We start from the raw sequence: 21,099 nt of genomic DNA, 5'->3' as shown, positions 1-21,099 counted from the left end.
ACGTTCTTTGGAGGCCCCATGTTCAGCCCGTTTCGCGATAGGCAGGGCGCGCCCAAGGCGCTTGCGGACGTGGAGTACGCCGACCTCACGCAGCTCGCGGACTACGAGGAGGGCTTTGCCCTGGAGTTCAAGCAGTCCTTCTCGCCGAGCGTGCGCCGCAAGGTCCCCAAGATCGTGGCCTCGTTTGCCAACTCGCGCGGCGGCTGGCTCGTCATTGGCGTGTCGGATGCCGAGAAGGACGTCTGCCCGGTGCCGCGCCCCAAGGCCGACGTCAGCCAGACGATCGGCGAGCTCTGCCGGCGCCACGTCTCCCCCGCGCCGCGCTTTGACGCGCGCTTCGTGCCGGACCCCGCCGCGCCCGGGCAGGGCGTCATCCTCGTGCAGGTCTTCGAGGGGGACTTTCCGCCCTACGTGGCGGACGGCATCGTGGAGATCCGCGAGGGCTCCACGTCCGGGCCCGCCGCCGGCACCGCGCTCGTCGACCTCTACGACAAGGCCACGCGCCGGCGCCTCGAGGTGCGGATGTTCTGCAAGCGGACCGTCCACTACCCCATGGGCGGCGAGTCCCTGCCGCTCTTCAACCTCTATCTCTTCCGCATGGGGCGCGTGGCCGAGGAGTCCTTCTCGCGCGAGCGCGACGGCGAGCACGCGCGCGCCATGAGCGCCGCCTTCACCCAGCAGGGACTCGAGTGCCGCGTTCAGCATGCGCACGACAGCCTGGTCTTTCGCATCCCGGCGCGCGACGAGACGGTGGTCCCGCACTCCGCGATCGAGCTCTTCCCGGACGAGTCGATGAAGCTCTCGGTGCCCGCGGTCCTGCTTGGCGGGGACGAGCGGGCGCGCGCCATTGACGTCCTGGCCGCGCGCGCCCTCTTCCCGCCCGCCGCGGACGCCCAGCTCATCGACGCGCCCGCGACCCTCGGGCGCGTGACGCGGATGGCATCGCTGCTCGACCGCTACGCGCGCGCCCGGGGCATTGGGTGGCGCGAGTACGCCGTGGCCTACGAGCTCGAGAACATGGCCGGCGTGACCCTGTGGTCGGACGACCCGGTCTACCTCGCCTACGCCGAGCGGCACGGCGTGCTCTACTGCGCCACGACCGACTGCCTCTCGCGCGTCCGCTATCTCGACGACGGCGCGCACGACACGTTCCGGGCGCGCCAGTTTGCCGGCAGCCACTTCTTCGAGGCGTGCGGCCTGCCGCTGGGCTCGCCGGACCCGGAGGACAACGCCCTCGTGGACGCCCTGCTGCGCACCTCCTGACATTGGTGACAGGGTCGTTTGTCAGGAAAAACCTGACAAACGACCCTGTCACCAATGTCAGGACGCCCCCGCCCTCCCATCGGCTACGTTGCGCTATGGTTGGTTGTCGGAAAACGCAACAGAGGGGGGCTCATGGACGCGAGTCAAAGGCGCGTTGTTGTGACGCTGGGTTTTTGCGGGCTGGTGTCCGCGGCGGACAACTGGTTTGTCTCGCCGGCGCTGCCCGCCATCGCGCAGACGCTCGCCGTGATGCCGTCCGTCGCAGCCGTGGTGCTGACGGCGTACCTCGTCCCCTACGGCATGCTGCAGCCGGTCTGCGGAGCCATCGGCGACCGCGTGGGTCGCCAGAGGCTGTTGCGCATCATCGTCCTGGGGCTGGCGATAAGCACCGTCATCTGCGCCGCGGCCCCGACGCTGCCGCTCCTCGTGGCGGCACGCATCCTCACGGGCTGCTTCGCCGCGGGCATCATCTCCGTCTCGCAGGCGCTCGTGGGCGACGTCGTCCCCGCAGAGGGGCGCGCGGGTGCGGTGGGCCTGCTCATGGGCATCACCTTCACCGGGCAGGGACTCTCCGCGGGGCTCGGCGGCATCATCACCGACCTCATGGGCTGGCGGGCGGCGTTTGTCTCCTTCGGCGTGCTGGGGCTTTTGGCGTGGGTCGGCCTGCTGCGACTGCGCGGCGTCACCGAGGCCCTGCCGCCCGCCGGGGAGCGCCGCTCCCCCGCCGCCGAGGCGCGCGACTTCCTTGCGCGGGCAGGGCGCCTCTTCTTTGTGCGCGGTCGCGCAATCTACCTCACCGCCTGCTCAACGGGCATCATCTACCTCGGCGTCTATGGGTTTATGGGGACGTTTCTCTCCGAGCGGTGCGGCCTTTCCTCCACGGCCGCCGGCCTGCTCATGATGTTCTACGGCATCGCGTGCCTCGTGGGCGGAACCATCTCGGGGCGCATCGGCGCGCGCGGCGGGCTGCTGCGCGTGATCCAGGTGGGCGAGGTCTCGGGGCTCTGCGCCGTCATCCTGCTCGCCGCGAGCGCGCTGACCGGCTCCTGGGTGCCCGCGCTCGGGGCGGCGGCGTGCCTCGGCCTAGGGTACATCCTCGTCCAGCCCACGCTCGTCTCGCTTTCCATGGACGTGGACCCGTCCCAGACGGGCCTTTGCACCGGCCTCATCGGCCTCGGCGTCTTTGCGGGCGGCGGGGTTGGCTCGGTGCTCGGCCAGCTCGCCATCGGCGCGGGCGGCTACCTCGCGCTCTGGGCCTGCGCCGGCGCCGCGCTCGTGGCCCAGGCCGTCCTGAGCACGCGCGCGCTCGCGCGACGCGGACGAGCGTAGGTACGACGGGCCCTCCGCAGCACGCGTTCCGAGCGAGGCTCTTCTCCCCATCCGGGCGTTTGTTCGTCCAGCCGCACAGGTCGCACGCTGTCCTCGCCGCGCATCGTGGCGTCACGCATAGCGTCGCGCCGTCGCGATGGTCTCAGCAAGATACCAGCCGCCAAAGAGCACGCAGTGCAGGAGCAGCGGCGCCAGCTGGTGAATGCCCACCCGCTCCCGCCAGCCGTCGGCAAGCGGCGACGCCTCGTCGTATCCGGCGATCACCTCATCCAGAAACGGGTAGCCAAAGAGCGCGAGCATCGCGAGGTCGGTCTCGGCGTGGCCTCCGTAGGCCATCGGGTCGATGAGGACACCGCCGGTGGGCGCGTCTCGGTCGGCGTCCCAGAGCACGTTGCCCGCCCAGAGGTCTCCGTGCAGGCGGGCGCACGGGAGGCCCGACGCCCGCACGAGCGCCGGCTGCGGGGCGTCGAACTGCCCGCCGGCAATCCGGGAGGCCACCCGCTCCAGAACTGCGGCGTCCCCGTCGCTGAAGTCCCCGCGGTCGACGAGCGTGCGCACGTAGTTCATGACCCGGTGCTCGGCAAAGAACACGCCCCAGGCGTCCGCCGCGTCCTCGCGCGCCACGTAGGGGGTGCGGGCCCGGCCACACCACGGGTCGCCCGACCACCCCTCGGGGGCGCAGCCAAGCCAGGGGGCGCCCGCCGCATGCGTCCTCGCGAGGGCCGCACCGATCCTGCGGGCCGCCCTCGCGGAGGGAGCGCCCGTCTCGATGCGCTCCTCGACGAGCTCGTCTCTCGTCACGCTCACCACGCGCGCCACGCGAATGCCGCCGAGGGGCTCTGCCTCGGCGAGCCAGCGCAGGCCGGCCGCCTCACCGGGCAGGTTGTCGCCAAAACCGGCCTCCTTGACGAAGGTGCCATCTCTCATGAAGCCCCCTTCTGTGCGCAGTTAGGCCCTTGGTGCGAAGAAATGGACGCCGTCTGCGCAATCAGCCCCTTGGTGCGAAGCCATTCTATGGCTCCTCGGCTTCTTTTGACGCTTCGAGGGGCGGTGTCTCCGCAAAAGGCCAGGTGCGGAGCAGCCATCATCTTGTGAGCGCGCGAAATGCCTTCGCACCAAGGCGCTGATTGCGCATCAAAACCGCGTTTCTTCGCACCATCGGCCTGACTGCGCAATTCAGCGGCACCGGCTCAAAGTACAATGGGTCATCGCACAACATCGAGAAAGGACCCCCATGGCCGGCAGCATCAACTACCAGACTGCGCGCTTCGAGGCCTCATACGGCACCGTGGCCCAGCTTCCCGAGTCGACCACGCCCGAGGTCGCGGTGGCCGGCCGCTCCAACGTGGGCAAGTCGTCCCTGCTCAACAAGCTCTTCAACCGCAAGGGCCTCGTCAAGGTCTCGAGCACGCCCGGCAAGACGGCCAACATCAACTTCTTCGAGGTCGACGGCATTCGCTTTGTGGACCTGCCCGGCTATGGCTTTGCCAAGGTCTCCCAGAAGGAGAAGCAGCGCTGGGCGGACCTCATCTCCGGCTACTTTGCGCAGGAGCGCAGCTTCAACCTCGTCATCGCCCTCGTGGACATCCGGCACGACGCGCAGCGGCTCGACCACGAGATGGTGGGGTTTTTGCGCGAGAGCGGCCTTCCCTTCGTGGTAGCGCTCACCAAGGCGGACAAGCTCGGGCGCTCCAAGCAGGCGCAGCAGGCGGCCGCGATCGCGCGACAGCTCGGCATCGAGCGCGACCAGGTGGTCGTCACCTCCTCGGAGACGGGCCAGGGCATCGATGACCTGCGTCGCCGCATCGCCGACGCCTGTCTGTAGTTTGGGGACGGGCTATTTCTCTCAGAGAGCTCGGGGCAGGCCCGGGGCTCTCTGAGAGAAATAGCCCGTCCCCAAACTACAGAACGCCCAGGTGCTCGAGGAGGACCTTGAGGCCGATCAAAATCAGCACCACGCCGCCCACAACGCTCGCAGGTTTCTCGTAGCGCGCGCCGAAGTAGTGGCCCACCGCGACGCCGGCAAACGAAAGGCCAAACGTGATGACGCCGATGAGGGCAACCGTCGGGACGATATCCACCGCGAGCGCCGCAAAGGAAATGCCTGCTGCCAGCGCGTCGATCGAGGTGGCCACCGCCAACACGAGAAACTCCCGCAGGTCAATCCCGCTCGTGTCCTCGCAGCCGCAGCACCCCTCCTCCTCATGGAAGGCCTCCCAGAGCATCTTGCCGCCAATGAAGGCGAGCAGCACAAACGCCACCCAGTGATCCACGGGCTCGATGAGCCACATGAACTGGCTGCCAAGCGCCCATCCGATGAGCGGCATCAGCCCCTGGAAGCCGCCAAAGAAGAGCGCCAGAACGGCCGCCGTCCGCAGGTTGAGCCGCCGCATCCCCAGGCCACGGCAGATGGAGACGGCAAACGCGTCCATGGACAGCCCCACGGCAATGAGAAGCAGCTCGACAATACCCATGACGTCCCCTCTCGTCAGCGTCAAAGAAAAAGACTCGCGACAAGGGCCCTCACCCTCGTCGCGAGTCTCGTTGATTAAGGCGCGCCAGGCCCTGCGGCCAGCGTGTTGACGCACCACACGCCGCGGGCGGCGTGCCACTACTCCCTCGTGGGGCGCCATCATACCACAGCCGCTCTGTTACCAACCTGAAAACCTGCACGCACCCACCTTGTACTCCACCACGCTAAAGCGTATATTCATCCGTGCTTTAGCAGAGTAAAGTACCGGCCCCGCCGAGAAGAACCATACGGAAGGAATCCCATGCGCGCCATAAACAGAAGGTCGTTCGTCCTCTCCTCCCTCGCCGCCCTCTCCGCCGCCGCGCTTGCCGGCTGCGGCGGCACGCCCGCGACCAGCGATGACGCGGCGGAGCCCGCCGCCGATACCGGCGGGGCCGGCACCGGGGCCGCGGACACCGGCACCCTCATCGTGGGCTTTGACTCCTCCTACCCGCCCTACGGCTACGTCGGCGACGACGGCGAGTACACCGGCTTCGACCTCGAGCTCGCCCAGGAGGTCGCCAGCCGCAACGACTGGGGAATCCAGCTCGAGCCCGTCGACTGGGACGCCAAGGACACCCTGCTCGACAGCGGCGCCATCAACTGCATCTGGAACGGCTTCACCATGGAGGGCCGCGAGGAGGACTACACCTTCTCCGAGCCGTACATGCTCAACGCGCAGGTCGTCGTCACGCGCGCGGACTCAGGCATCGCGAGCTTTGACGACCTCGCCGGCAAGGCCGTGATCACGCAGGTCGACTCCGCCGCCTACAACGTGCTCGCCGGAGAGGACGCCACACAGGCGGAGCTTGCCGCCACCTTTGCCAGCCTCGAGACCATCGGCGATTACAACACCGCCTTCATGCAGCTCGAGTCCGGCGCCGTGGACGCCGTGGCCTGCGACCTCTCCATCGCCGCCTATCAGCTCGCCGCCAAGCCCGACGCCTACGTCCAGATGGACGAGCCCCTCTCCGAGGAGCACTACGCCGTCGGCTTCAAGAAGGGCGACGACGCCACGGCAAGCACGGTCACCGAGACCCTGCGCGCCATGGACGAGGAGGGCTTCGTCGAGGAGCTCTGCGAGAAGTACGCCGACCAGGGCATCGACTACGCCAACTGGTGCCTCGAGTAGCGGCACCCGACCCAAAGGTTCCTCCCAGGGATGCCTAAAAGGGGCCTGTCCCCTTTTAGGCATCCTGGTCGTGAAAGGAGCAGCGTGGACGCGCTTACCATGACCGGCATGCTTGCCGAGGGATTCCTCGTCAGCCTGCAGATATTCCTCTTCACCCTCGTGGGGTCACTGCCCCTTGGCATGCTCGTCGCCTTCGCCCGCATGAGCCGCGTGAGGCCGCTCGCGCTCCTCGCCCGCTTCTACATCTCCCTCATGCGCGGCACCCCGCTCATGCTGCAGATGTTTGCCATCTACTTCGTGCCGTACTACGTCTTTGGCATCAGCCTCACCACCGACAGCAAGTGGTACGCCACCATCGTGGCCTTCATCGTCAACTACGCCGCCTACTTCGCCGAGATCTACCGCTCCGGCATCCAGTCCATCCCACAAGGCCAGCACGAGGCGGCCGAGGTCCTCGGCTACTCCAAGGCGCAGACGTTCGTGCGCATCGTGCTGCCGCAGGTGGTCAAGCGCATCATGCCCGCCATGACCAACGAGGTCATCACGCTCGTTAAGGACACCTCGCTCGCCTTCTCCATCGGCGTCATCGAGATGTTCACCGTGGCCAAGCAGCTCGTCGCAAGCCAGGTGAGCATGCTGCCCTTCGCCATCGCGGCAGCCTTCTACTGGGTCTTCAACCTGCTCGTCGACTTCGTGGCCGGGCGCATCGAGAGAAAGCTGAGCTACTACCATGACTAACGCCGAGAAGAACGAGGCGCGTCCCGTCGTCTCCCTCGAGCACGCGCGCAAGAGCTTCGGCGACGTGGAGGTCCTGCGTGACATCTCGCTCTCCGTGAGCCCCGGCGAGGTCGTGGCCATCATCGGCCCCTCGGGCGGCGGCAAGTCAACCCTGCTGCGCTGCCTCACGCTGCTCGAGCGCCTGGATGACGGCGACCTCTCCTACGAGGACGTGACCGTCGCCCACGGAGGCGCATATGGCGACAAGAACGTGCTCGCCCAGGCCCGCCAGCGCTTTGGCCTGGTGTTCCAGAACTACAACCTCTTCCCGCACTTCTCGGTGCTGCGCAACGTCATGGACGCGCCCGTGTGCGTGCGGGGGCGCGACCGCGCCGAGGCCGAGGCGGAGGCCCGTGCCCTTCTTGCCAAGATGGGGCTCGCCGGCAACGAGGACAAGGTGCCCTGCCAGCTCTCCGGCGGCCAGCAGCAGCGCGCGAGCATCGCCCGCGCCCTGGCCATGCACCCCGACATCGTCTACTTCGACGAGCCCACGAGCGCCCTCGACCCCGAGCTCACGGCCGAGGTCCTGCGCGTCATCAAGGAGCTTGCGGCAGAGAACATGACGCTCGTGATCGTCACGCACGAGATGGGCTTCGCCCGCGAGGTCGCGGACCGCGTGGTCTTCATGGACGGCGGCGTCATCGTAGAGCAGGGCCCGGCCGAGCAGGTCATCGAGCACCCGCGCGAGGAGCGCACCCGCGCGTTTCTCGCCCAGCGCGAGTAGCAAAAGGGCACCCCACGGCGAGTGACAGCTTTCGGATAAACGAGGCCCCCGAGGGGGCCTCATCCGTACAAAAGCTGTCACTCAGCCAGACCGCACTCGAACTGACGGAGGCGACCTGACAAGGGTGACGGGGGCGTTTGTCATGAAAACCATGGCAACGCCCCCGTCACCCTTGTCAGGTCGCCCTTGCCAGGTCACTCGGCGGACTTGAGGGCGCCCACCATGTCGATGCGATCGAGGGAGCGGTTGGTGATGAGGTTCACCATCAGCGTGAACGCGAAGGCCATCGCCGCGGAGATTGCATACGTGAGCGGGTCCACGACCACGTCAAAGTAAAGGGACGGCATGCGGAGGATCCACGTGAGCGAGCGGGCCAGCACATAGCCCATCGGAAGCCCGACCACGATGCCGATCGCCGTGAGGATGAGCGTCTCCTTGTTGATGTAGCGATGCACCTCGGGCCGCCTGAAGCCAAGCACCTTGATGGTGGCGAGCTCGCGCTCGCGCTCGGAGATATTGGTGTTGGAGAGCGTAAAGACCACCGTGAACGAGAGCGCCGCCGCCAGCACGATGACCACGTAGACCACGGTGTTGATGAGCGTGAACGCGCTCGAGAAGTCATTCACGAGCTTCTGCGTGGAGACCACCGAGAGGTAGCGACCGTCCTCGGTAAGCCCCTCGGAGAAGGCAATCTGCTCGTCGGCGCCCCCTGAGAGGTGCGCGAGCACGCCGTTCTGCTCGCAGGGCGCGCCGAAGGCGGCCTCGTAGGCGCTCTCGGTCATGTAGAGCGTGTTGCCCAGATAGCCCATTGCGATGCCGGCCGCAGGCGTCGTCCCCTCAGCAAGCGTGGAGTCCTGGAGATGAAGCTCGTCACCGAGCGAGAAGCCCATGACCTGCTCGGCGTTCTTGGTGATAACGGCCCCGTCCTCCGGGAGCGCCATGGGCTGCCCGGACTCGTCCACGAGCCGCACGTAGCCCGACAGGTCGACGTCATCCGGGACCACGATGAGCGAGACGCTCTCCTTGGAGTCGCCATAGCTCACGGTGAGGCTGTCGATGGAGACGCGCAGCACGTCCTCGACCTCGGGGCTCCCCTCGAGGTCGGCCACCGCAGAGTCGAGGTCGTCCGCCGAGGTCACGGCCATGAGGTCGTAGCGGGTCACGCCGGCATCCCCATACTGGCGCCCGGGAAGCGAGAGGACCGTGTCCCGGATGCCAAAGCCCGTGATGAGCAGGGCCACGCACCCCGCGATGCCAAAGACCGTCATGAGGAGGCGGCGCTTGTAGCGGAAGAGGTTGCGCGCCGTGACCTTGTTGAGGAAGCCGAGCCGGCGCCACACGGGCGCCACGCGCTCGAGCAGGATGCGCGAGCCCGCCTTGGGGGCCTTGGGCCGCATGAGCGAGGCGGGCGACTCGTGGAGCTCCCGCCAGCAGGTGAGAAGCGTCGCGCCCACGATGCCCGCGGCAAAGAGCGCAAACGCCGCGAGCGCCCACGCCGCGTCAAAGCCGTAGCTAAACCCCGGCAGCGCGTACATGGTCGAGAAGATCGTGAAGATGATGGCCGGCAGCACCACGAAGCCGAGCACGTTGCCCACCACGCCCCCGACGAGGCACGCCGCCAGCGCGTAGAGGGAGTACTTGGCGAGGATGCTCCCGCGGCCGTAGCCGAGCGCCTTGTAGACGCCGATGAGCCCGCGCTCCTCCTCCACCATGCGCGTCATCGTGGTGAGGCTGATGAGCACCGCCACCACGAAGAACACGACGGGGATCACGGTGCCGATCGCCTCGATCGAGGAGGCGTCGGAGTCCACGCTCGCGTAGCTCGAGAGGCTCGAGCGGTCCTGCACGTACCACGTGGCGTCGGGGAGGTCCGCGATCTCCTCGCGGGCGTCCGCAATCTCGGCGAGGGCGTCGTCGCGCTCCTGCTCGAAGGTGGCGCGCCCCTCGTCGAGCTCGGCCTGGCCATCGGCGATCTCCGCAAGGGCGTCGTCGAGCTGACGCTGGGCGTCGGCGAGCTGTGCCAGGGCATCGGCGCGCTGGCGATCGAGCTCGGCCTGGCCCTCCGCAAGCTGGGCCCGCCCGTCGGCTATCTGCTCCGCGCTCTGGGCGAGAAGGACGCGGGCGCTCTCGAGCTCGGCATAGGCGTTCCGGAGCTCCTGCCAGCCCTGGTCGATGGCCGCCTGCCGTGCGGCAAGCTCCGCCTCGACGGCACTCCTCGCCTGCTCGATCGCGGGGTTGAGACGGTCGAGCCCCTCCTGGGCCTGGGCAAGGCCCGCCTGCGCCCGCACGCGGCCGCTCGCCAGGGCCGTGGCGCCCTGGCCGTCCGCAGACTCATCGCTTCCGAAGGAGATGAGCTGGTCGAGGCTCGTCTGGTATCCGACGTAGGTGTCGAGCTGGCCCTGGAGGGCGTCGCGCTGGCCCTGGAGGTCCTCGCGGCTCTTCCGCTGCTCCCCGAGCGTCCCCTCGAGCTCCATCTTCTGATTGAGAAGTCCCTCGAGGTCGGGAGACTCGGGGTCAGACTCCTGAAGCTCCTCGATCCTGCTCGTGAGGTCCGCGAGTTTCCCCTCGTTCTCCTCGATGGCACGGCCGAGCTCCTCGATCTGGCCGTCGAGGTCGGCAATCTTCACGCCCAGCTGGTCTATCTGGGTCCCGAGGAGCCCCGAGAGGGCGGAGAGCGTCTTCGAAGCCCGGGAGAGCACCTCGGCGTACCCGCCCACGGCGGCGCTGACGGCCACGTCGTCACTCGGGTCGACGGCCACCACGGCCGCCCAGGCGTCGCGCGCCTCCGTCGCAAGCCCCCCGATCCCGAAGTCCGTTCCCAGAAGGCCCTTGAGCGCCTCCGATATCTGCTCGAGTCCTGACGCCACGCCCTCGGCGGTGGCGTCAATCGACGCGATGGTCCCTGGGAGCGAGTCCACGGCCGCCTGGGCCTGGTCGCGCTGCTCCTCGAGGTCGCCTATCGTGACCCCCTCGGCGACCTCGACGCCGGAGATGTTCGCGCGCACGGCGTCGAGCTGGGCCTGGCCGTCTCGAAGCTGCTGCTCGGCGCCCGGAAGCGCCGCCTCGTACGCGGCGAGGCCCTGCTCATACGCGGCGAGGCCGTCCTCGTACTCCGCGGCGCCCTCCTCGAGCGTGCGGAGGTTCTCGTCGATCGCATCCTGGGCGTCCTCGAGCTGCGCGAGGGCGTCCGCGCGCTGCTCGTCGAGCTCGCGCTGGCCGTCCGCGACCTCGGCACGCCCCTCGTCGAGCTCCGCCTGCCCATCCACGAGCTCCTGCTCGGCTTCGGCCAGCTCCTCGAGGGCCTCGGCCTCCGCGTCGTCCACCTCCTCGGCGGCGTCGGAGCGAACCTGCTCCCCGCGGGCGCGCTCGCGCTCGGCGCGCGCATCCTCGACGCTCTGGAGCACCTCGTCCACGATGCCCTCGTACTCCGCCGAGTAGCAGAGCGGGTCGGCGGCCCCCTCGACCATGACGTACGCCACGGTATAGACGCTCGGATCGACGACGTCGTCCCCCGTCACGAAGAAGGAGTACTGCGAGCCTCCGCTCGAACGGAAGGACATCGTCCCCTCGCCCGCGTTGATCTCCATCGGGTCGAGCACGGACCCCACGATCGTGTAGTCCCCGCGCCCGAAGACCTCACTCGAGCCGGAGTCGAGCGCGGACTCATCCTCGCCGGACTCCTCGCCGTCGTCGGCGCCGTGGAAGCTCACCGAGTCCCCGACGGAGAGGCCGGAGTCCTTGAGGTAGCGCGCGGTCACCGCCACCTCGCCCGCGAACTCGGGCAGGCGACCCTCGAGCACGAGCGGCTCGTTCATTCCCGAGGCGGAAAGCGCCTTGACGTCCACCTTCTCCGAGGTGGTGCCCACCGTCGTGTAGCACGTCTCGGCGTAGCCCCCCTCGACGGCCTCCACGCCGTCGAGACGCGAGAGCGCGTCCACGTCCTCGTCCGTGAGCCCGAGGGTCGACTGCACCCGCACGTCAAAGAGGCCCTGATCGTCAAAGAAGGCGTCGGCGGAGTTGCGCAGGTCCACGCATGCCGCGCGCAGGCCCACGAGCATGGTCACGCCAAGCGCGGTGATCGTGGCGAGGGCCACGAAGCGCTTCAGGCTCCCGCGCACCGTGCGCAGGACGTCCTTTGAAAACGCAGGGGATATGCCGCCCCGTGCCGCCACGTCCCTCTCGCCCCGCTACCACTCGATCTGGGCGATGGGCCTGGGGTCGGGGTTCACGGTCATGTCCGTCACCCGCCCGCTCTTGAAGCGAATGAGGCGGTCGGCCATGTCGGCGAGCGCCGCGTTGTGCGTGACGATGATCACGGTGATGCCGTCGCGCCGGCAGGTGTCCTGCAGGAGCTGCAGAATCTGCTTGCCGGTGACGTAGTCGAGCGCTCCTGTGGGCTCGTCGCAGAGCAGGAGCTTGGGGTTCTTGGCTATGGCGCGCGCGATGGAGACGCGCTGCTGCTCGCCGCCGGAGAGCTGGGCCGGGAAGTTGTCCAGGCGCTCCGCCAGGCCGACCTTCTCGAGCGTCTGCGCCGCGTCGAGCGAGTCGGGGCAGATCTGCGCCGCCAGCTCCACGTTCTCCAGCGCCGTGAGGTTGGGCACGAGGTTGTAGAACTGGAAGACAAAGCCCACGTCGGCGCGCCGGTACATGACGAGGTCGTTCTCGCTGGCGTGGCTGATGTCGCGCCCGCCCACGACGACCGTGCCCGACGTCGCGGAGTCCATGCCGCCCAGGATGTTGAGGGCCGTGGTCTTGCCGGCGCCGGAGGCGCCCAGGATGACGGCGAGCTCGCCCTTCTCCACGACAAAGCTCGCGCCGTCGAGGGCGTTGATCTTGGCGCCGCCCTCGCCGTAGCTGCGCACCACGTCGGAAAACTCGATGTAGGACATGCCATCTCCGATTACTCGACAGCGTGTTGTCTAAAGGGAAGTATACTGGTCCCAACCGGCGAGAAGAACCTCGGCTCGACACCGGGTGCGCAAGTGTCGAGTCCTCTCCGCGCGCACGAAGCCACCTCGTGGAAGAGGGGCTGCCACTTTTCCACGCTCGGGGACGGGGGATCCATGAGAAAGCAGCCGCAGGTCACCGAGCAGACGCGGGCCAACCTCCGCCAGGCGTTCTGGGAGCTCTACCGCGAGCGGCCCATCGAGAAGATCTCCGTGCGCGAGATCACGGACCGCGCGGGCTACAACCGCGCCACGTTCTATCTCTACTACCACGACGTCTACGAGCTTCTGGAGGAGATCGAGGGGCAGGTGCTCGGCGTCATCGACCACCTGGTCAACAAGCGCCTGCTCCAGGGGGACCGGCTCGACTTCTCGCAGCACATGAGCCTCATCCTCCGGCTCGCCGAGAAGTCCCGCGACTACACGCGGGTGCTCCTCGGCGACCACGGCGACCCGGCGTTCACCCAGCGGCTGAAGGAGATCATCAGCCCGCTCGTGGACCGCTTCTTCCTGCCGGCAGAGCCCCTCGGCGAGCAGGCTGAGCGCATCGTCCGGGAGTTCTACCTCTCGGGGATCGTCTCCGTGATCCGCACCTGGACCGCCGAGGACAGGCCCATGCCCATCGCCCAGCTCATCCAGCTCGTGGTCGGCATCGTCATGTGAGGCGCCCCGGGGCCCGGGCGGGCCCGGGCTAGCGCCCGAGCACCTCGCCGGCGATGCGCGCGGTCTCCGTGGCGTCCTTGGCATAGTAGTCCGCGCCCACCATCCGCGCGTACTCGGGCGTGAGCACCGCGCCGCCCACGACGACCTTGCACCACGGGGCGCGCTCGCGCAGGAGCTCGATGGTCTCGGCCATGGCTGGCACCGTGGACGTCATGAGCGCCGAGAGCCCCGCCAGGCGCACGTGCCGCTCCACCACGACCTCGGCCACCGTCTCGGGCGCCACGTCTCGCCCGAGGTCGATGACGTCGAAGCCGTAGTTCTCGAGCAGCATGCGCACGATGTTCTTCCCGATGTCATGGATGTCGCCGCGCACCGTGCACACCACCACGGTGCCCTTGTCGCCCGCGGGCGCGCCGTCCTTCTCGCTCGCCGCGCGCACCACCTCAAAGCCCGCCTTGGCCGCCTCGGCAGACGCCATGAGCTGCGGCAGGAAGAAGGTCCCCGCCTCAAAGCGCCGTCCCACCTCGTCGAGCGCCGGGATGATGGCCTCGTTGATGACGAAGAGCGCGTCATGCGCGAGAAGGACCTCGCGCACCGCGTCGGGGACGGGGCCGCCGCGGCCGGCGAGCACGAGCGCGCGGATGCGCTCCACGGGGTCGTCCGGCAGGCCCGCATCGGCGGCGGGCGCGGCCGGGGCGCCCTTCTCGCCCGTCCCCGAGGCGGCGGGGGCGGCGTCCGAGCGGTCGGCGTAGTGCTCCACGTAGAAGCGCGCCTGCTCGTCCTCGCCGGAGAGCACGCGCCAGGAGTCCACCACGTCCATCATGCGCCGGCTCCCCGGGTTGATGATCGCGAGGTCAAGCCCAGCCGAGAGCGCGGCGGCGAGGAAGGTGGCGTTGACAAGCGGGCGGAACGGCAGGCCAAAGCTGATGTTCGAGACGCCGAGCACGCAGCGCACGCCCGGCAGCTCCGCCTTGACGCCGTGGATGGCGTCGAGGATCGCGCGCGGCGCGGCCTGGTCGGTGGAGGCGGCCATGGCCAGGCAGTCGATCACGACGTCGTGGCGCGGGATGCCGGCCGCGTCCGCGGCGGCCACGATCTTGCGCGCCACGGCCACGCGCCCCGCGGCCGTGGGCGGGATGCCGTCCTCGTCCAGGGTGAGCCCCACGAGCGCGCAGCCGTAGCGCGCGGCGATGGGCACCACGGCCGAGAGCACGTCGGCCCGGCCGTTGGTGGAGTTGATGAGCGGCTTGCCCGGGTAGCTGCGCACGGCCGCCTCGATGACCGCGGGGTCCGCCGAGTCTATCTGCAGCGGCAGCGTGGTCACGCCCTGGAGCTCGTCCACAAGCCGGCACATGACGGCGCGCTCGTCGATCTCGGGCAGGCCGGCGTTGACGTCCAGGATCTGGGCGCCGGCCGCCTCCTGGGCGATGGCCTCGCCGAGCACGTGGTCGTGGTTGCCCGAGCGCAGGGCCTCCTTCATCTTCCGCTTGCCCGTGGGGTTGATGCGCTCGCCGATGACGCCCACCTGGCCGGGCGCGAGCGCGCAGAGGCCCTGGGGGCCGCACACCGCAAAGCGGTCGGGACGCTCGCGCCGCACGGGCGCACGTCCCGCAAGGAGCGCACGCTCGGCCGCGATGTGCGCCGGCGTGGTGCCGCAGCAGCCGCCCGCGATGGTGACGCCCGCGTCCAGCATGCCCGCCACGGCGGCGGCGTACTCCTCCGGGCCGATGTCAAAGACCGTCCGGCCGCCCACGACGTGTGGCAGGCCGGCGTTGGCCTGCACCATCACGGGGCAGCTCGCCCAGGGCAGCATGCGCGCCACGAGCGGCGCCACCTCGGCCGGGCCGAGCGAGCAGTTGATGCCCACGACCGCCGCCCCGAGCGAGGAGAGCGTGAGCGCCGCGACCTCCGGCGTGGTGCCAAGAAACGTCCGCCCGTCCTCCTGGAAGGTCATCGTGACAAATGCCGGAAGGTCCGAGTTCTCCCGCACGGCGAGCAGGGCGGCCTTGGCCTCGGCGAGGTCGGCCATCGTCTCTATGATGAAGAGGTCCGCGCCCGCCGCCTGGGCGGCGCGCACCTGGCGGGCAAAGAGCTCGTAGGCGTCATCGAAGGAGAGGGTCCCCATCGGCGCGAGGAGCTGCCCCGTGGGGCCGATGTCGGCCGCCACGTAGCACGGGCGCGCCGCGCGGGCGCAGGCGACGGCCGCCGAGAAGACCTCCTCGACCGTGGCCGCGGAGCCGAGCTTCTCCGCGTTGGCGCCAAAGGTGTTGGTGGTCACCACGTCGGAGCCGGCCGCCACGTAGGCGGCGTGGATCTGCGTCACCACCTCCGGGCGCTCGAGGCACAGAAGCTCCGGCAGCTCCCCGGCGGCAAGCCCGCGCTCCTGCAGCTGGGTGCCCATGGCCCCGTCAAAGAGCAGAAAGCCGTCCCCGGCGAGAGCCGCCGCGAGGGTGTCGTCGTTGGTCATGGCGCCTCCTTGCGCACGTTCTTCTCGGTCGTTCTTATCGCACGTTCTTATCGACAGCATCCTAGCAGCCGATGGTTTCCGGCAAGGAAACGCGCGCCCGTTGCGGATAATTGGGTCGTGGCAATTCACGGTCCGGGGGCGTTGCCTCAATCGGGGCTGTGGCAGCAATCGCGCTGCCATTACCCCAAATCCCGCAACATGCCTATAAGAACGCCCAGGTGACGCCACGCACCGATTGCCATAACCCCGTTTTTCGCAACCCCCGCGCGCCGGCGGGCGCCACAACCCCGCCCCTCGCAACGCGCCCCCTCCGCACGTCGCGCGCTCAGCCGCGGCAGGTGCTCCCGGCGCGCAGCAGCACGCAGAAGTCCCGGCAGGGACAGCCCGCGCAGCTGGCGTGCGCGGTGCCGCGCGGCCGCTCGAAGAGCCCCACCACGGCGGTCACGCTTTTGGTGGGCGACATCAGAAGCGCCCGGGACAGCGTGATACCCAGGGCGCGCTGCGCGTCGAGCGCGGCGAGAAGGGCGGGCTGGGTCGCAAGCGGCAGGTCGCCGTAGCCCGGCGAGAAGCGCGTCCCGCAGAAGAGCCCGCGCGAGGCGGCCTCGGCCACCACGCTCGCCTCCGCGGCGTCGGCCGCGCGCTCCACGGCGGCCGTGCCCGCCGCGTCGAAGACCACCTGCGCGAGCGGGTCGGTGAGCGAGAGGCGCCTGAGCTCGGCCTCGACCCCCATCCCCACCGTCACGGCGAGCGCACCCACCGCCACGGCGCCGTCCAGGTGCTCGGCGATGGAGCGGCCGCGGAGCTCGAGCGAGGTCCCCGCGAGCGAGATGACGGGCACGCCGCCCTTCTCGCCGCGCGCCGCCACGTCGAAGACGCCCCAGGAGCCGCGGGGGCGGCACGCGGCCAGGCAGCGCGCCACGACCTCGTCGATGCGCGCGTCCAGCTCGGGCGTGATCGGCTGGCCGGCGTAGCCGAGGTAGCGCAGGACCTCGCCGCGGTCGACCGAGCGGACGTCATAGGACTCGACGGTGGCCACGCGCTAGGCCCCCAGGTATCCGCAGGCCACGAGCGCCTCGCGGGCGGCGTGCGCCACGGACGGCTTGTTCATGCTGTAGACGTGCAGGCCGTCCACGCCGTTGGCGGCGAGGTCGGCCAGCTGCTCGCAGGCATACTCCACGCCGGCGCGCGCCTGGTCGGCCGGGTCATCCCCGGCGAGCACGAGCCGCTTGACCACCTTGGCCGGGATGGAGGCGCCGCAGGTGAAGGCCATGCGCTGGATCTGCTTCACGCTCGTGAACGGCATGATGCCCGCCACGATGGGCAGGCGCACGCGGTGGCGCAGGCACTTCTCGCGGAAGCGATAGAAGTCCTCGTTGTCAAAGAAGAGCTGGGAGACCAGGTAGTCGGCGCCCGCCTCCTGCTTGAGGTAGAGCGAGCGGAAGCTCTCCTCCTCGGTGGGCGACTCGACGTGGCCCTCCGGGTAGCACGCGGCGCCGATGCAGAGGCCGGAGCCGGAGGAGCGCAGGTGCGCGATCAGGTCTGAGGCATGCTCGAAGTCGATGGGCTCGCGCCCGGGGGCGCGGTCCCCGCGCAGGGCGAGCACGTTCTCGACGCCGGCCTCGGCGAGCGATGCCACGTAGGCGTCCACGTCGGCGCGCGTCGAGCCGAGGCACGTGAGGTGCGCGAGCGCGGTGATGCCGAGGTCGCGCTCGATGGAGGCGGCAATGGGAACGGTGTTGGCCGAGTTGCCCGAGCCGCCGGCGGAGTACGTGACGGAGATCCAGTCCGGGCGGTCTGCCGCCATCTCGCTCGCCACCGCATAGGCGGTCTCGAGCGGCAGCTCGCCCTTCGGCGGGAAGATCTCAAACGAGAACGTCTGCCGCGCGGATAGCTTGTCTGTGATCCTCATGGTGTCCCCTCTCCTCGCCCCTATTCTAGCGGCACGCGCGCGGCTCGCGGGCCGCGGCACATGACGCGACGGCGGGGCGGGCATGGCGCGCCGCCCCGCCGCGGGGGTCTCCCAGGCACGACGGTCGGGGGCCGTCGTGCCCGAATACGTCGCGCACCCGGCGCGGGGCACGGGAGGCGACACCCTAGATATAACCCTCGCGCGCCCGATATGCGCGCAGAAAGTCGCAGACGGCAGGCCATAGGCCCTCTACGTCGGGTTCTGACGACGGGCGCGCGGCGAGCGGACGCCGGCGCGGCTACGCCTGCCACGGCAGGCCAAGAAGGACGATCCCCAGCGTCGCCGCGGCGATCCCCGGCGCGAGGGGCACGCCCGCCACGGCCCCGCGCCCGCGCCTGGCGCCGCCCGCCGCGACCCGACGCGCGAGCAGGACCGTCGCCCAGAGGGCGAGCGCCGCCGCGCAGGAGAGCGCCACGCACGCAAGCCCCCAGACCGGCCCGAGCCACACCCCCGCCGCGGCGAGCAGCTTGATGTCCCCGCCCCCGACGCCGGGGGCGCCCCGCACCCGCCACGAGACGAGCGCCGCCGCGAACATCACGGAAAGCGTCGCGAGCGCGCCCGCGGGCGCCGCCGCAAGGGCCGCCGCCTCGCCTCCCGCCGCGCGGGACAGCGCCGCGGCGAGCCCCGAGGCGGCGACCGCGACGACGCACCCATTTGGTATGACCCGGCGTGCCAGGTCCTCGGCCGCGGCGAGCCCGAGCGCCGCGGCGAGCGCGGCGCACGAGGCCACCCAGACGACCATGCCGACAAGAGCCATCTCGTCTCCCCTCTCCCGGACCGTGCGAGCATTCTAAGGGGCCAGGCCGCGCCGCGGGGCGCTCCCGCACGGCCCAAGATCGGTGCCAGGAGGCGATTTGTGCCCTCTCAGCTGGCATTCTTTCAAAACCGACGCCCGGCGTCAGATTCGTGGCAGATTCGCGGAAGGCCGCCCCCCGGACGTATACTTGAGCCCACCCCGACGAAAGGACCTCATGACGACCGCGCACGCCCAGGCCCCCCGCAACGCCCGCATCGAGGCGCTCAGGCTCGTGGCCATACTCGCGATCGCCGTCTTCCACACCTTCCAGCCATGGTTTGCCGCCGCGACGGCTGACTCCTGGGACGTCTGGGTGACGAGCCCCGCCATGCTCGCGGCGCTTGGGTGCATAAGCCTGCTCGGCGCATACGGCAACCACGTCTTTTTCCTCATATCGGGCCTCTTCCTCATACCGCGCGCCGCGGCCGGCGCCGACGAGCCCGGCTACTGGCGCGAGCAAGCGAGAAGAACCGTCCGGCGCGCGGCCGTCATCCTCCTGACCGTCGCGCTCTACGTCCTCGGCGCGCTCGCGGTGGACGCCTGGGTCGCCCCCATCGAGGGGCTGTCGCTCGAGAGCCCGCTCTGGATCCTCTCCTGGCTCGAGTTCGTCTGGGTCTATCTCGTTATCGTGCTCGCCACGCCGCTCATGGGCTGGGCCTGGCGCCGCGTCCGCCGACCCGTCCCCGTGGTCTGGGCGCTCGTCGCCTGCGTCTTTGCCGTCAACGCCTACATCGCCTTCGTCTCTCCGGGAGACGAGGTCCGCGGCCTCCTCGAGTGGCGCAAGCTCATGAGCGCCGTCAGCTACCTCGTGGCGTTTCTCGCGGGCGGCGCGCTCGCCGAGCGCAGGATCGGCCGGCCCGGACGAGCGCTCAGCTGCTGCGTGGCGGCGTCCGTGGCGGTGGAGGCCGCGGCGGCGCTCGCGGGCAACACGGCCCTTCTCGAGGCGCTCTCCTTCAAGTCGACCTCCGCCCTCTCCTTTGCGCTCGCCGTCTGCTCGGTCGCCGCGGCCGCCGCGCGCACCGACGAGCGCATGCCCGCCCGCGCATCCGCGCTCGTCCGCCGGCTCGCCTCGTCCATCCTCGGCTTCTACGTCGCCCAGGCGCTCCTCTCCCCCCTCTGGCGCTCCTTCGGCTGGGACCTCTGCCTCGCGGCGCTCGACCACGGGGAGCTCTCCCTTCTCGCCGCGGGCGTCATCTGGAGCGCCGTTCTTCTCGCCGTTCTTCTCGCCTTCGACCAGCTTGTGAGGATTCCCCTGCTCAGGGCGGTCCGCATCCGCTGAATCTGGGTATACTTCTCCCTTGCCGAGCAGATGGGCAGGGGGGATTGGCATGACGGGCTGGCTGATACGGACGTTTGTCCCTAACGCTGAGGACACGGGGGACCCGACGGTCCGCACGCGCTACGGGCTCGTGGCGAGCGTCACCTGCATCGTCTGCAACGCCCTGCTCTGCCTGGGCAAGGGCGCCGTCGGCGTGGTGGCGGGCTCGGTCTCCATCGTGGCCGACGCCGTCAACAACCTCTCCGACGCCTCGAGCAACGTGGTGAGCCTGCTCGGCTTCAAGCTCGCGAGCCGCCCCGCCGACGAGGACCACCCCTACGGCCACGGGCGCTACGAGTACCTCGCCGGGCTCGTCGTGGCGGTGCTCGTGTGCGCCATCGGCATCAACCTCGTCATGAGCTCGGCCAACAAGATCGCGCACCCCGAGCCCACCGAGTTCGGGCCGGCCGTCGTGGCGGTGCTCGTCCTGTCCATGGCGGTCAAGCTCTGGATGGCCGCGTTCAACCGGCGCCTTGGGCGCACCATCTCATCGGAGACCCTCGAGGCCACGGCCGTGGACTCGAGAAACGACGTCATCGCCACGGCGGCGGTCCTCGCCTCCGCCGTCGTCTCCCAGCTCACCGGCGTGGACCTCGACGGCTGGGCGGGCCTGGCCGTGGGCGGCTTCATCCTCTGGAGCGGCGTGGGCCTCGTGCGCGAGGCCGTGAGCCCGCTTCTGGGCAAGGTCCCCGACCCGGTCTACGTCGAGCACATCCGCTCCAAGATCATGAGCTACCCCGGCGTGCTCGGGACGCACGACCTCATGGTGCACGACTACGGCCCCGGCCGGCAGTTCGCGAGCGCGCACGTGGAGATGGCCGCCGAGGGCAACCCGCTCGACCAGCACGACCTGCTCGACAACATCGAGCAGGACTTCAAGGACGACGAGGGGCTCGTGATGACGCTCCACTACGACCCCATCGTCACCAACGACCCCAAGGTGCGCGACATGCGCCACTGGATCGACCTCGCCGTGAAGGACATCGACCGGCGGCTCTCCATCCATGACCTGCGCTGCGTGCCCGGCCCCACGCACACCAACGTGATCTTCGACTGCGTGCGGCCCGCCGACTGCGCGCTTTCGGCCTCCGAGCTGCGCGCCCGCATCTCCGAGCTCGTGCGCGAGCGCTACCCGCGCGCCATCTGCAAGATCACCGTCGACGAGTCCTACGTCTCCTCCCGGCAGTAGGCGCGCCCGCCCCC

General features: G+C 69.6%; 17 protein-coding genes. 9 read left to right on the top strand and 8 right to left on the bottom strand.

Annotation, left to right across the window (positions count from 1 at the left end; genetic code table 11):
• Positions 1 to 18: 18 nt before the first annotated feature.
• Positions 19 to 1,263 (top strand): AlbA family DNA-binding domain-containing protein, encoded by a 1,245-nt coding sequence (locus H6A23_RS00835; protein WP_204830305.1) that lies wholly within the window; start codon positions 19 to 21, stop codon positions 1,261 to 1,263.
• Between the two features lie 132 nt (positions 1,264 to 1,395).
• Complete coding sequence (locus H6A23_RS00830) at positions 1,396 to 2,592, top strand: MFS transporter (RefSeq protein WP_204830304.1); 1,197 nt, start codon at positions 1,396 to 1,398, stop codon at positions 2,590 to 2,592.
• 111 nt (positions 2,593 to 2,703) lie between these two features.
• On the opposite strand, the gene H6A23_RS00825 is transcribed toward H6A23_RS00830, so the two are convergent.
• Entirely contained in the window at positions 2,704 to 3,519 is an 816-nt protein-coding gene (locus H6A23_RS00825) for a fructosamine kinase family protein (protein ID WP_204830303.1), read from the bottom strand.
• Positions 3,520 to 3,826: 307 nt separating this feature from the next.
• Between H6A23_RS00825 and yihA the strand changes: the two genes are divergently transcribed.
• The gene (gene yihA / locus H6A23_RS00820; RefSeq protein ID WP_204830302.1) at positions 3,827 to 4,417 is read left to right on the top strand and encodes a ribosome biogenesis GTP-binding protein YihA/YsxC; all 591 of its coding nucleotides are present in this window, start codon (positions 3,827 to 3,829) and stop codon (positions 4,415 to 4,417) included.
• 76 nt (positions 4,418 to 4,493) lie between these two features.
• On the opposite strand, the gene H6A23_RS00815 is transcribed toward yihA, so the two are convergent.
• Complete coding sequence (locus H6A23_RS00815; protein ID WP_204830301.1) at positions 4,494 to 5,066, bottom strand: manganese efflux pump MntP; 573 nt, start codon at positions 5,064 to 5,066, stop codon at positions 4,494 to 4,496.
• 300 nt (positions 5,067 to 5,366) lie between these two features.
• On the opposite strand from H6A23_RS00815, the gene H6A23_RS00810 reads away from it, so the two are divergent.
• From H6A23_RS00810 to H6A23_RS00800, 3 genes are all read left to right on the top strand, one after another.
• Positions 5,367 to 6,236, top strand: a complete 870-nt coding sequence (locus tag H6A23_RS00810) for a transporter substrate-binding domain-containing protein (RefSeq protein ID WP_204830300.1) — start codon at positions 5,367 to 5,369, stop codon at positions 6,234 to 6,236.
• 84 nt (positions 6,237 to 6,320) lie between these two features.
• Complete coding sequence (locus tag H6A23_RS00805) at positions 6,321 to 6,974, top strand: amino acid ABC transporter permease (protein WP_435793489.1); 654 nt, start codon at positions 6,321 to 6,323, stop codon at positions 6,972 to 6,974.
• Positions 6,967 to 7,737, top strand: coding sequence for an amino acid ABC transporter ATP-binding protein (locus tag H6A23_RS00800; protein ID WP_204830299.1), 771 nt, complete (start codon positions 6,967 to 6,969; stop codon positions 7,735 to 7,737). The genes H6A23_RS00805 and H6A23_RS00800 overlap by 8 nt, the downstream gene beginning before the upstream one ends.
• 194 nt (positions 7,738 to 7,931) lie before the next feature.
• Here the strand turns inward: H6A23_RS00800 and H6A23_RS00795 are convergent, their stop codons facing one another.
• Positions 7,932 to 11,909, bottom strand: coding sequence for an FtsX-like permease family protein (locus H6A23_RS00795; protein ID WP_353652985.1), 3,978 nt, complete (start codon positions 11,907 to 11,909; stop codon positions 7,932 to 7,934).
• Between the two features lie 15 nt (positions 11,910 to 11,924).
• A complete protein-coding gene (locus tag H6A23_RS00790; RefSeq protein ID WP_204830298.1) occupies positions 11,925 to 12,626 on the bottom strand; it encodes an ABC transporter ATP-binding protein in 702 nt (233 codons plus the stop codon).
• A gap of 174 nt (positions 12,627 to 12,800) precedes the next feature.
• On the opposite strand from H6A23_RS00790, the gene H6A23_RS00785 reads away from it, so the two are divergent.
• Positions 12,801 to 13,346 carry a TetR/AcrR family transcriptional regulator gene (locus H6A23_RS00785; protein WP_204830297.1) on the top strand — a complete coding sequence of 182 codons (546 nt, stop codon included), beginning with the start codon at positions 12,801 to 12,803 and terminating at the stop codon, positions 13,344 to 13,346.
• Positions 13,347 to 13,374: 28 nt separating this feature from the next.
• Here the strand turns inward: H6A23_RS00785 and H6A23_RS00780 are convergent, their stop codons facing one another.
• The 4 genes from H6A23_RS00780 to H6A23_RS00765 all read right to left on the bottom strand — a co-directional run bounded on the left by H6A23_RS00780 (position 13,375) and on the right by H6A23_RS00765 (position 18,539).
• Positions 13,375 to 15,813: a homocysteine S-methyltransferase family protein gene (locus H6A23_RS00780; protein WP_204830296.1), complete on the bottom strand. Its 2,439-nt coding sequence runs from the start codon at positions 15,811 to 15,813 to the stop codon at positions 13,375 to 13,377.
• Positions 15,814 to 16,138: 325 nt separating this feature from the next.
• On the bottom strand, positions 16,139 to 16,849 hold the full coding sequence (locus H6A23_RS11625; RefSeq protein ID WP_204830295.1) for a vitamin B12 dependent-methionine synthase activation domain-containing protein: 711 nt from the start codon (positions 16,847 to 16,849) through the stop codon (positions 16,139 to 16,141).
• A gap of 3 nt (positions 16,850 to 16,852) precedes the next feature.
• Positions 16,853 to 17,722: a methylenetetrahydrofolate reductase gene (locus H6A23_RS00770; protein ID WP_204830294.1), complete on the bottom strand. Its 870-nt coding sequence runs from the start codon at positions 17,720 to 17,722 to the stop codon at positions 16,853 to 16,855.
• Between the two features lie 298 nt (positions 17,723 to 18,020).
• Positions 18,021 to 18,539, bottom strand: coding sequence for a prepilin peptidase (locus H6A23_RS00765; RefSeq protein WP_204830293.1), 519 nt, complete (start codon positions 18,537 to 18,539; stop codon positions 18,021 to 18,023).
• A 214-nt stretch (positions 18,540 to 18,753) separates the two neighbouring features.
• On the opposite strand from H6A23_RS00765, the gene H6A23_RS00760 reads away from it, so the two are divergent.
• Together H6A23_RS00760 and H6A23_RS00755 are read left to right on the top strand one after the other, a co-directional pair.
• Positions 18,754 to 19,857: an acyltransferase family protein gene (locus H6A23_RS00760; protein WP_204830292.1), complete on the top strand. Its 1,104-nt coding sequence runs from the start codon at positions 18,754 to 18,756 to the stop codon at positions 19,855 to 19,857.
• A 49-nt stretch (positions 19,858 to 19,906) separates the two neighbouring features.
• Positions 19,907 to 21,085, top strand: a complete 1,179-nt coding sequence (locus H6A23_RS00755) for a cation diffusion facilitator family transporter (protein WP_204830291.1) — start codon at positions 19,907 to 19,909, stop codon at positions 21,083 to 21,085.
• Positions 21,086 to 21,099 lie beyond the last annotated feature (14 nt).

This window comes from Olsenella uli (genome assembly GCF_016900775.1).
In the GTDB taxonomy this organism is placed as follows: Bacteria; Actinomycetota; Coriobacteriia; order Coriobacteriales; family Atopobiaceae; genus Thermophilibacter; species Thermophilibacter uli_A.
Note: the sequence above shows the minus strand (reverse complement) of the source record. Positions and strands in the feature narration are given on the sequence as shown.